Source organism: Thermonema sp., from assembly GCF_026003375.1.
GTDB classification, from domain to species: Bacteria; Bacteroidota; Bacteroidia; order Cytophagales; family Thermonemataceae; genus Thermonema; species Thermonema rossianum.
In genome coordinates, this window is record NZ_BPHD01000003.1 from 608,631 (window position 1) to 620,696 (window position 12,066).

The 12,066-nt window shown below is 48.6% G+C and carries 8 protein-coding genes and 1 pseudogene; 7 read left to right on the top strand and 2 right to left on the bottom strand.

Going from position 1 to position 12,066, the window contains the following annotated elements:
- The first annotated feature begins 52 nt into the window (after window positions 1-52).
- The 3 genes and pseudogenes from QVE43_RS12365 to sucC all read left to right on the top strand — a co-directional run bounded on the left by QVE43_RS12365 (window position 53) and on the right by sucC (window position 6,917).
- Window positions 53-3,521, top strand: a pseudogene (locus QVE43_RS12365) (pyruvate carboxylase).
- Window positions 3,522-3,691: 170 nt separating this feature from the next.
- On the top strand, window positions 3,692-5,599 hold the full coding sequence (locus QVE43_RS12370) for a DNA topoisomerase IV subunit B (RefSeq protein ID WP_288007593.1): 1,908 nt from the start codon (window positions 3,692-3,694) through the stop codon (window positions 5,597-5,599).
- A 115-nt stretch (window positions 5,600-5,714) separates the two neighbouring features.
- Window positions 5,715-6,917: an ADP-forming succinate--CoA ligase subunit beta gene (gene sucC / locus QVE43_RS12375; protein WP_288007595.1), complete on the top strand. Its 1,203-nt coding sequence runs from the start codon at window positions 5,715-5,717 to the stop codon at window positions 6,915-6,917.
- 355 nt (window positions 6,918-7,272) lie between these two features.
- Here sucC and crcB read toward each other — a convergent pair whose 3' ends face one another.
- On the bottom strand, window positions 7,273-7,659 hold the full coding sequence (crcB, locus tag QVE43_RS12380; RefSeq protein ID WP_288007597.1) for a fluoride efflux transporter CrcB: 387 nt from the start codon (window positions 7,657-7,659) through the stop codon (window positions 7,273-7,275).
- A 134-nt stretch (window positions 7,660-7,793) separates the two neighbouring features.
- Window positions 7,794-8,657 carry an SDR family oxidoreductase gene (locus QVE43_RS12385; protein ID WP_038030401.1) on the bottom strand — a complete coding sequence of 288 codons (864 nt, stop codon included), beginning with the start codon at window positions 8,655-8,657 and terminating at the stop codon, window positions 7,794-7,796.
- Window positions 8,658-8,873: 216 nt separating this feature from the next.
- Between QVE43_RS12385 and QVE43_RS12390 the strand changes: the two genes are divergently transcribed.
- The 4 genes from QVE43_RS12390 (at window position 8,874) to QVE43_RS12405 (ending at window position 12,066) form a co-directional block, all read left to right on the top strand.
- Window positions 8,874-9,524 (top strand): hypothetical protein, encoded by a 651-nt coding sequence (locus QVE43_RS12390; RefSeq protein ID WP_288007600.1) that lies wholly within the window; start codon window positions 8,874-8,876, stop codon window positions 9,522-9,524.
- Window positions 9,511-10,257, top strand: coding sequence for a ThiF family adenylyltransferase (locus QVE43_RS12395; RefSeq protein ID WP_288007602.1), 747 nt, complete (start codon window positions 9,511-9,513; stop codon window positions 10,255-10,257). The genes QVE43_RS12390 and QVE43_RS12395 overlap by 14 nt, the downstream gene beginning before the upstream one ends.
- Before the next feature lie 547 nt (window positions 10,258-10,804).
- Entirely contained in the window at window positions 10,805-11,122 is a 318-nt protein-coding gene (locus tag QVE43_RS12400) for a hypothetical protein (protein ID WP_288007604.1), read from the top strand.
- Between the two features lie 80 nt (window positions 11,123-11,202).
- Entirely contained in the window at window positions 11,203-12,066 is an 864-nt protein-coding gene (locus tag QVE43_RS12405) for a GLPGLI family protein (protein ID WP_288007606.1), read from the top strand.

The following is a 12,066-nucleotide window of genomic DNA, read 5'->3' on the forward strand; positions in this document are numbered from 1 at the left end:
GCTACTGTATTTGTATAACACCTGTCTTCCATTTTAAAAATCATTCAATACTATGGTAACACCTTTGCCTCCGCGTCCCATCAAGAAGTTGATGGTAGCCAATCGTGGTGAAATCGCCATTCGTATTTTACGCGCTGCTTCTGAGCTACATATTCGCACCGTAGCTGTTTATACTTATGAAGACCGCTATTCCCTGCACCGCTTCAAAGCCGATGAAGCCTATTTGATAGGCGACGAAGACGAGCCCTTGAAGCCTTATCTGGACATTGAAGAAATCATACAGCTGGCCAAAAGCAAACAGGTGGATGCCATCCATCCGGGCTATGGCTTCCTTTCTGAAAACGTGGATTTTGCCCGCCGCTGCGAAGAAGAAGGTATTATTTTTATAGGACCGCGTTCGGAAGTCATGGCGGCACTGGGCGATAAGGTGTCTGCCAAAGAGATAGCCCGCCAAGCCGGCGTACCCGTGATTGAAGACAACCGGAGCCCGATTACCAACGAACAAACAGCCCTAAAAGAAGCCGAACGCATTGGTTACCCCATCATGTTGAAGGCAGCAGCCGGTGGTGGGGGGCGGGGCATGCGTGTAGTGCGCAGTGAGCAGGAACTGCTGAAAGCCTTCGAAGAAGCCAAGCGCGAAGCAGGGCGTGCGTTTGGCGACGATACCATTTTTATGGAGCGCTACATAGACAACCCCAAGCACATAGAGGTGCAAATCATGGGCGATAACTATGGAAATATTGTGCATCTTTACGAACGGGATTGCTCGGTGCAGCGCCGCTTTCAGAAAGTAGTGGAAGTAGCCCCTGCCAAAACACTTTCGCACGAAACCAAACAAAAACTCTACGACTATGCCTTGCGCATTGCCCGCCACGTGAACTACAACAATGTGGGCACGGTAGAGTTTTTGGTGGACCCGCAAGAAAGTATATTCTTCATAGAGGTAAACCCGCGCATACAAGTAGAGCACACCATCACCGAAGAGGTCACCGGCATTGACCTCGTGCGTTCACAAATAGAAATAGCCCGTGGTTATAAACTGAGTGACCCACCCATTTGGATTCACAGCCAAGACGACATTCAGGTCAATGGTTTTGCCATTCAGTGCCGTATCACCACCGAAGACCCTTTGAACGACTTTAAGCCTGATTTCGGAACCGTCATTGCTTACCGCAATGCAGCCGGCTTTGGCATACGCCTTGATGAGGGCAGCTCTTATCCCGGTGTGCGTGTTTCGCCTTTTTTCGATTCCATGCTGGTGAAAGTATCTGCTTCGGGGCGTACCCTGAAAGGGGCTGCGCAGCGCCTGCATCGTGCTTTGCGCGAGTTCCGCATCCGGGGCGTGAAGACCAACATCGGCTTTTTGCTCAATGTGATTTCCCATCCGGTTTTTCAGCGGGGCGAAGCCACCGTGAACTTTCATACAGCAACACCCCGAGCTCTTCGACATAGAGAAACGCTTGGACCGCGGCACCCGCACCCTGCAATATTTGGCACATGTCACCGTGAACGGACATCCTGACCTGAAAAACAAACGCCTGGACGACCGCACTTTCAAACAAGCGAAGCTGCCCACCAAAGACCGTTATACCGAAACGCCGCCCGGAACCAAGCAGATGCTTGAAGAGATGGGGCGGGAGCGTTTTGTAGAGTGGTTGAAGCAAGAAAAGAAAATACAGTTTACAGACACCACCCTGCGCGATGCCCATCAGTCGCTGTTGGCTACCCGTATGCGCACCATCGATATGGTGGAGGCGGCGGCTTGCTTTGCCCACCACCACGCTCAAACCTTCTCTATGGAGGTATGGGGCGGTGCTACTTTCGACGTAGCCCTGCGCTTCCTGAATGAATGCCCTTGGCAGCGGCTGCGTATGATACGCCAAGCTGTGCCCAATATTTTGCTTCAGATGCTGCTGCGTGGCTCCAATGCCGTGGGCTATAAGGCATATCCCGATAATCTGATAGAAAAGTTCATAGAAAAGGCAGCGCAAGAGGGCATCGACATCTTTCGTATCTTCGACTCACTGAACTACCTTGAAAACCTGAAAGTAAGTATTCAGGCAGTACGCAAATACACCAATAGCCTTGCTGAAGTTGCCATTTGTTATACGGGCGATCTGCAAGACCCCGGGCGCAGCAAGAAATACAACCTGCAATACTATATTGATTTGGCACGTCGCATTGAAGATGCCGGCGCGCATATTTTAGCCATTAAAGATATGGCCGGTTTATTGAAACCCTATGCTGCTGAAATGCTTATCAATGCGCTGAAAGAGCACCTGAGCATACCCATTCACCTGCATACCCATGATACCGCTTCGGTGCAGCCGGCCACTTACCTGAAAGCCATCGATGCCGGCGTGGACGTGGTGGACGTGGCTATTGCCGCACTGTCGGGGCTTACTTCGCAGCCCAACTTCAACTCTATTGTAGCCATGCTCAAGGGACACGAGCGGGAAAACCCCTACGACCTTAATCACCTGAATAAACTTTCCGACTACTGGGAAGCCGTGCGGGCGTATTATTACCCCTTTGAAGCCGGGCTGCAGGCCGGCACTGCCACGGTATATGAGCACGAAATGCCCGGTGGGCAATACTCTAACTTGAAAGCGCAAGCCGAATCCATGGGGCTGGAAGGAAGTTTCGAGACCATCAAGGAGAATTACCGTCTTGCCAATGAACTGTTTGGCGATATTGTTAAAGTAACGCCAAGTTCAAAAGTAGTTGGCGACATGGCTATTTTCATGACTTCGAACGGGCTCACCCCCGCGGAAATTTTGGAGAAGGGCGCCACGCTTGCTTTCCCCGAGTCGGTGAAGCAGTTTTTCCGCGGCGAGCTGGGGCAGCCCTATGGCGGATTTCCCGAAAAACTGCAGCAGCTGGTGCTGAAAGGGGAACAACCCTTCGACAAGCGCCCGAACGAATATCTTGAGCCCATTGATTTTGATGCTGAATTTGATGCTTTCCGGCAAAAGTTTGGTGAGGAATATTCTTTCTTGGACTTCCTGTCCTACTGCTTATATCCGGCGGTGTTTGAGCAATACCACGAGCACCGCAGCCGCTATGGCGATGTGTGGTATATCCCCACACCGGCATTTTATTATGGCCTGAAAGATGGGGAAGAGATTTTGGTGAACATAGACGAAGGCAAAACCATCCTGATTAAAAAAGTGGGCGTGTCATCTACTGTGGATGAAGAGGGCTACCGTACGGTTTCTTTTGAGCTGAACGGTCAGCTGCGCCGCGTGCGTGTGCGCGATGAGTCGGTGGGGCAAGTGAAACAAGCACATGCCAAAGCCACCGAAGCACACCACGTAGGCGCCCCCTTGCAAGGCAAAATATCGGAAATCAAAGTGAAAGAAGGCGAGGAGGTAAAGGTGAACCAACCGCTTTTTGTGATTGAAGCCATGAAAATGGAGTCGGTAGTGACAGCGCCGCGCGCAGGAAAAGTAGGGAAGATACACCTGCCGGCAGGCACACTGGTAGAACAAAACGACCTTGTTCTGGAGCTCGACGCCTGACAGACCGCCCACATTTCAAACAAAAGCGGAGGGCTGTTTGACAGCCTTCCGCTTTTTGCTTACCGGGGGTGCTCTTGCTTCTTTTCGTGAAAAGTTGTATCATCAAACAAGACTGAAGGAACATATTTTTCCTTTACATTTGCAGAACATAAGCTTTGAAGGAACGAACAATGGCAAAGAAAAACACAAACAGCAGCAACGGAGTAGCTTATACCGAAGACAGCATTCGCACCCTTGAACCACGGGAGCACATACGCCTGCGACCCGGCATGTACATAGGAAAACTGGGCGATGGCTCTTCGCAAGAAGACGGCATTTATATCTTGTTGAAAGAAGTGATAGACAATGCCATAGACGAGCATTTGATGGGCTATGGCAATCGCATAGAGGTAACCATAGAAGACCGCCGCGTGCGTGTGCGCGACTATGGGCGCGGTATCCCCTTAGGCAAAGTGATTGACTGTGTGTCGAAGATAAATACCGGCGGAAAATATGATTCTTCCGTATTTCAAAAGTCCATTGGTTTGAACGGGGTAGGTACCAAGGCCGTCAATGCCCTTTCTACCTACTTTATGGTGCAATCTGTGCGCGAAGGAAAAACCAAAATAGCGGAGTTTGAGCGGGGCGTCCTGGTCAAAGACCACCCCGTAAAGCCTTGCGACGAGCCGGACGGCACCTTGGTTGTTTTCGAACCCGATGAAACCATTTTCAAACATTTTAAATTCATTCCGCAGTTCGTGGAAAACTTGCTGTGGAATTATGCTTTCTTGAATGCCGGACTGACCTTGGTGTACAACGGCAAAGAGTTTCATTCTAAGGACGGCCTCTTGGACCTGTTGCGTCATAAAGTGAATGAAGAGGAAATTCGCTACCCCATCATTCACCTGAAAGGCAAAGACATAGAAATAGCCATGACCCATGGCTCGCAATATGGCGAAGATTATTATTCGTTTGTGAACGGGCAATACACTTCCCAAGGGGGCACCCACCAGCAGGCATTCCGTGAGGCAGTCGTGAAGACGGTGCGCGACTTCTACAAAAAAGATTTCGACACCACCGACATCCGGGCTTCCATTGTGGCAGCCATTAGCATCCGCGTGCAAGAACCTGTGTTTGAGTCGCAGACCAAGACCAAGCTGGGTTCTACCAACCTGTCGCCCGACCCCAACAGTCCTACCATACGGACTTTTATCCTTGACTTTGTGAAAACGGAGCTGGACAACTACCTGCACCAGCACCCCGAAACCGCCGAAGCCCTGCTCAAGCGCATTCAGCAGTCGGAAAAGGAGCGTAAAGAGATTGCCGGCATCCGTAAGTTGGCAAAAGAGAGAGTGAAGAAAGCCAGCTTGCACAACAGCAAACTACGCGACTGCCGCATTCACTTCAACGATACCAACAAAGACGAGCGTTACGAAACCACCATCTTCATCACCGAAGGCGATTCGGCCAGTGGTTCCATGACCAAGGCGCGCGACGTGCGCACCCAAGCCGTGTTTTCTTTGCGTGGCAAGCCGCTCAACTGCTGGAATGCCAGCAAGAAGGTAGTGTATGAAAACGAAGAGCTGAACCTCTTGCATCACGCCTTGGGGCTGGACGACGGCCTGGAAGGGCTGCGATACAACCGTGTGGTAATTGCCACCGATGCCGATACCGACGGCATGCACATACGCTTGCTGTTGCTGACCTTTTTCTTGCGCTTTTATCCTGACTTGGTACGCCACGGTCATGTCTATATTTTAGATACCCCCTTATTCCGCGTGCGCAATAAAAAACAAACCATTTACTGCTATTCGGAACAAGAGAAGATACAGGCAGTAGAAAAGCTGGGCAAGGGTGTGGAAATCACACGCTTCAAAGGCTTAGGTGAAATATCGCCCGAAGAGTTTAAGCAGTTTATCGGCGAAGACATGCGTCTCGAGCCTGTTATCTTGCAAGAGCATACCAACATAGAAAAGCTGCTTTCTTACTACATGGGAAGCAATACAACTGACCGTCAGGAATTTATTATCAATAATCTGCGCATAGAAACCGACATGCTCGACCCAAGCCTGGCAGAGCGTGTAGAGCTGGAAGCCTAAGAATACATAAGAATACAGATGCCTTCGGGCATCTTTTTTTGCTTTCAAGCCGCTTGTTTTTGTATATTTGAAACGTTCAAACAATCGTGTTCTAATCAATAAACGTCTATACAACATGAACATTCACGAATATCAGGCTAAGGACATATTGAAGCGCTACGGTGTGCGCGTGCAAGAAGGCATCGTAGCCGACACGCCTGCCAAAGCCGTAGAGGCTGCCCGTCAGCTGCAAGAAGAAACCGGTACCGGAATCTTTGTTATCAAAGCGCAAATCCATGCCGGTGGACGCGGCAAAGGTGGTGGTGTGAAGCTTGCCAAAAGCATCAACGAAGTAGAAGAGGTAGCCGGCAAAATATTGGGCATGCAGCTGGTAACCCCCCAGACCGGCCCCGAAGGAAAGAAAGTACACAAAGTGCTTGTTGCACAAGACGTGTATTATCCCGGACCTTCTGAGCCCAAAGAGTACTACATCTCTATTCTGTTGGACCGCGCTACCGGACAAGACGTCATCATTGCCAGCTCTGAGGGGGGCATGGATATAGAAGAGGTCGCAGAAAAACACCCCGATAAAATCGTAAAAGAATTTATCGATACACGTGTAGGCTTGCGCGACTTCCAAGCCCGCAAAGTAGCTTTTGCGCTGGGACTGGAAGGCGAGGCCATGAAGGAAATGGTGAAGTTCATCAAGAACCTTTACCGCGCTTATGTAGATATTGAGGCTTCTTTGGTGGAAATTAACCCCGCCCTGAAAACTTCGGACAACAAAATTATAGCCGTAGATGCCAAAGTAAACTTGGAAGACAACGCACTCTTCCGTCATCCTGACTTGGCTGCCCTGCGCGACATCACCGAAGAAGACCCCGCCGAAGTAGAAGCCGGTGAGTATGGATTAAACTACGTGAAGCTGGATGGCAACGTGGGATGTATGGTAAACGGTGCCGGCTTGGCAATGGCTACCATGGATATGATTAAACTGTCGGGAGGCGAACCCGCCAACTTCTTGGATGTAGGTGGCAAAGCCAATGCACAAACCGTAGAGGCAGGCTTCCGCATCATCCTTAAAGACCCGAACGTGAAAGCCATTCTTATCAATATCTTTGGTGGTATTGTGCGCTGCGACCGCGTAGCCAATGGCGTAGTGGAAGCGTACAAAAACATTGGTGAAATCAATGTGCCGATTATCGTGCGCTTGCAGGGCACCAATGCCGAAGAAGCTGCCAAAATCATCGACGAATCAGGCTTGAAAGTATATTCTGCCATCACGCTGCAAGAAGCCGCCGAGAAGGTACAAAAGGCAGTGAAAGGCGAGTTGGCGTAAGCCCGTTCATACGAACGAAGAAGCCAATCATTGCGGGCAGTCAGACGGCTGCCCGTTTTTTTGTTTGGCTTGCTTTCGTCGTCCTGCTTTTGTACTTATCGTTTCGAGCATTTCCTTTTGTCATTTCGAGCACAAGCGTTTCTTATCGCGGCAGGTTTGAGATTTCTCACTTCACTTCGTTCCGTTCGAAATGACCAATAGCCTTTCTACAAAGCTTTTTTTTCTCCGGAAACATCTTTTTAGCATTCGTTCCTTTGTCATTTCGAGCGCAAGCGAGAAATCTCTTGTCTTAAAAAAGCTTGGTTTGACGAGGCGTCTCACTGCGTTCGGCATGACCAATAAGAGAAGTATGTTTTTACACTACCTGGCGGCTTATCCACACGCCGGCTATCACACAGAGCATCCCCCCGGCAACACTCAAAAAGATATAAAGCAAACTGTGCCCAAGGCTTTGTGTCTCCAACAATTCCACATTTTCAAAGGCGAAAGAAGAAAAAGTAGTAAACCCACCACAGAAACCTGTTGCCAACAGCAATATATATTTTCTGGGAAAGTGAGGCAATTCGTTCAATAACCCATAGAGAAAACCGATCAAAAGGCAGCCCAGTAAGTTGACGGTAAGCGTGGCAAACGGCAAGCGTTCCCATTGCCATTCTTTAAAAAGCAGTGCCGTACCATAGCGCAGCATGCTGCCGCTTGCTCCGCCAATTGCTACCCATACAAAATGCTTCCATAATGTCATAGTCTTTCCGGTTTTTTTAGAGGCTACCCGGCAAAAATACAAAAACAGGAATACGCCTGCACTTTAAAAAAAGCGGTGGAATAAAAAAAGCCCCTGCCATACGGCAGAGGCTCGCTTCAGACAATAATCAAATGCTACTCATCCAGTTTGATTTTTGAGCTTTTCTTTTCCGGCACGGCTTCTTCTTTGGGGCGTCCCACAAAACTTGCCATCGACTCGTAAATGCCCAACCCTTTGCCTATGACCCAATCAAAAATACGTGCAGGCATCAAGCCGCGCAAGATAGGAATCAGGTGTACCGACCAGGGCGCCGTAACCAAAATTTCATTTTCTTTTACTGCATCGATGATTTTATCTACAATCTCTTCCGGCTCAAGCAACGGTGCCAATAGCGGTGGTTTCACCCCCTCGAACATGCCGGTTTTGATGTAACTGGGCGTGACCGTGGTTACCTTCACACCGGTTTTTTCTTCTTCCATTTCAATACGCAGCGACTCAGACCAGCCCAGCACTGCCCACTTGCTGCCCACGTACACCGACATTTTGGGATTGGCCAACAGGCCGGCAGCCGATGCTATATTCACGATGTGGCCGCTCTTTTCGCGCAGCATGTCAGGCAAGAAAGCGCGTGCCACATGCATCACCCCCAGAACATTCACATCGATGGTTTTGCTGATTTCTTCGTGAGTGTGTTCATGAAAGAACTTGCCCACTACAATACCGGCATTGTTGAACAAAATGTCAATCTTGCCTACTTCGGATAAGGTAAGCGCCGCTGCCGTCTTGATTTCTTCTACATTCGACACATCTACAATATAGCTGCTGACCTGGTAGCCCTGCTTTTCAAATGCTTTTTTTGTTTCGGCTAAGCGCTGCTCGTTAATGTCCCAAATGACCAGATGGGCTGCGCCTTCTTTCAGGCAGCGTTCGCCCAGCAAGCGCCCAATGCCATTGGCACCGCCGGTGACCAGCACTTTTTTACCTCTGATTTTAGTCATAGCTTTTCAATGATTTGGTTTTTCTACAAGTTACAAAAAAAATAACACAAAACACTTGTTATGAGCGACTTTGCCTTTGGTATGTCGCTTTTTTGATAAAACGGCCAACTCTCCGGGAAATATTGCACCGATGATATTGGAATGGTACCGGGGCAGCCAACAAGCGCCCCGGCATTGCGTAACTCTGTGTAGGTAAAACTACTAACAGATACGGTGATGAATACAACTGCATTTTTAATCGGGCAAAACCAGAAACACCAATGGGCGGGGCAAATAGGACCTTACAGCGTATGGGAGGTGCGTTACGAAGAACTGCCAAGCTTTACCCGCTTTGTTTTCGATGTGTATGCGCGCACTTACTCACGTCTGAACGGCTGGCAGCCGACAGAAGCCGACTACCGTGAGCTACTCGAAGAAGACGAACTCTTTTATCCCTTTTCACACTATTGGCTTTTTAAAATAGGCAAATACAAGGTAGGAAGTGTGAAGCTTACTTTATGGAATGCTTCTTTGGAGCTTCCTTTGCAAAAATATTTCGGTATTGACCCGGCAACGCTTAGTGAGCGTCCCATTTGGCACTGTGGGCGCTTGGCAGCCGATTGGCACGACGACATCCCTTTGCCAAAACAAAGTGTGTTACCGGCGCTTTGCTTCTGGGCAGTAGGTTTTGTAGCTGCGCATCAAGGTGTATTGGTGGCAGAAGTGGATGCCGGTGTATTGCGCCTGCTGAAAAAGCTCGGTTTGAATATCAAAGAGTTGGGTGAAGCTAAATACATTGTGGGCTCTCTCACGGTACCTGTGATGATAGAGCACCATGATTTGGAGAGCTGGGTCAATACTCAAGCAGAACGCTATGCGATACGATAGAAACTATCTTTACATAAAAACAGAAGAGCAAGCCCGCCTGGCAGGCTGTCGTGTCCTTTTGGCGGGTTGCGGCATTGGTAGCAACATTGCAGAGTGTGCCTTGCGCTTGGGTTTTGAGCGCTTGCGGCTCGTGGATGGCGATACGGTGTCGCTGAGCAATTTGAACAGGCAAAACTACACACAACAAGACATCGGCAGGTTGAAAGCCGAGGCCCTTGCCAAGCACCTGCGGGCCATCCATCCGCAAGCTTCTGTGGAGGCTGTATCCGCCTTTATCGATAAGGATAACATAGACGATTGCCTTGAAGGAGTAGATATGGCTGTCAATGCGCTGGATTTTACTTCCGAAGTGCCTTTTTGGTTTGACCGTGCTTGTGCACGCCGTCAGATACCGGTGGTGCACCCTTATAATTTAGGGTGGGCTGCTTTAGCGGTGGTAGTGCCACCCCAAGGTCCTTTCCTGGAGGATATCATAGGCAATGACCCACAAAAGGCTGAAGTGCGTTTTATACAGCACCTGTTGGAAGAACATCTTCCGGCAGAAGAGACCGCCTGGCTGCGCGAAGTGGCTGCCCGCTATGCCGCCATGCCGGGAGACGTGTCGCCCCCGCAGTTGTCGGTAGGCAGCTGGGCAGTGGCAGCACTCACCACGCGGCTGCTTTTTCTTTTGGCTACCCGCCCGCAAGAAGTAGCACCTTATCCAAAAGTATATTGGTTGTCTGCTGTGCAGTAAATCGCAAGTATGTTTTGTATTGATTATTCTGTGTGCAGCACCGGTTTTAGGCCGGTGCTTTTTTCGTTCGTCGAGTAAAATGTGTCTTTTGTCGATTAGTGTGTGGTGTTGCCGGAAAGGGGAGTGGTTGTTTTTAAAGATTTTTTTCTTTTATCGTTAAAAACGCTTCTTTCGTCGTGTGAAAATAATCTTTCATCGTTTTTAAATTACATGCATTATCGGGCGAATAACTTTGTTTGATAAAAGTTAAAACAGCCCGGAGCGGAAAGATTTCTTACAAGCAAGAAGCATAAGAAGGTGTGGGTTAGTGTATGTTTTTTCGTTGATTTGTTTTGTTTTGTGTTTTTTTGTTGATTTAATAAAGATTTATTTTTTGGGTTTAAATTAGTCTTGCATTTCTATCTTTGTTAATATCAGGTTATTAAAAATTTTTTAGGCAAAAGTATTGACTTTTTCTTTCTTTCTTTCTTTCTTTCTTTCTTAGCGGCAAGAAAGCAAGCGCGCAAGCTTTCGATAACTTAATGTTTCACCAAAAACATCAAGTACTATGAAAAAGTTATTGTTGTTATTCCTTCTAAGCTTTCTTGCTGCTGTGCCTGCTGCTTGGGCAAATGAGGCCGCATCGCAGCTTCCCACTGTGCCTGCTTTTGAGGCAACTTTAGCCGAAAACTCAAATGAAGAGGCAACAGTGGCGAAACCTAATGATTGTGTAACTTTTGGGGCTACTTTAAGCTGCGGGGCAGCGGTTACGGTCACGGCGTGTAACGTAACAACCTCTGAAATAGTTACTGCTATTATGGCTGCGGATGGAGCTATCTGTGCCGGAGCCGAATCTGTAATTATTACTTTCCCACGTCGTAGATAATGACTTGAAGCCATAGCTTTGCTTAAAGCGGGCTATGGCTTTTTAGCCATCACTGTAATAACCATAAAATTTCAACTACCATGAAAAAAAAGTATCTACTAACATTTGTATTTGCGGTTTCTGTTGTAGCAGTCTGGGCACAAGCCCGCTTAGGAAAAGGTGAGTTCCGGGCAGTGTACCGGGAGTACTATTTGCCCGCCCCTGAAGACACCAACATGTTGGAGATAGATACTATGTATTTGGAATTCTCTTCGAATCATTCGGTGTATTACTCGCCTACCCGGCGCTACTATGATTCGTTAATGTATGAAGGCATTCGTCGTTCCATAAAAAGCGGTGCCCCTTTCCAGGTGCCGGTTTCCGGGCAGCAGATGCGTGCCTACACAAGTACAGTAGTGGTTCATCATTATCCAAACAACAAGAAGCTTACTTTTTTTACAGCGGATTTGTGGGGTGCCTTCTGGCTCTACGAAGAAGAATACCCTTTGTTTGACTGGCAGTACCGGCAGGAAAGCAAAAAAATCGGCAATTACACTTGCCAAAAGGCAGTGGCGACATTTCGTGGCAGACAGTGGGAGGTGTGGTACACCACCGATATACCGACGCCTTTCGGACCTTGGAAGTTTTACGGCTTGCCCGGCTTGGTGGTCTATGCCGAAGACAGCCTGCGCCACTTCCGCTTCGAACTGATAGGCTTTGAACGCCTGCCCGCCGGCTATGAGATGGTCACACACTATGACCCTTCCGAACCGAGAAATTTTGTGAAGATAAGCAGGGAGCGCTACCTGAAGGAGCGTGAGCTGTTTGTACAAGATCCCTTTGGGTACCAGGTGAGAGCAATGAGTGGCAATCCTAATGCCAGCGTTGAGATAAAAGGTGCAGATAAGAAAGAGATTGGTAAAAAAGTTATCAAAGTAGTTTCCAATCCCATAGAATTGGAGTGA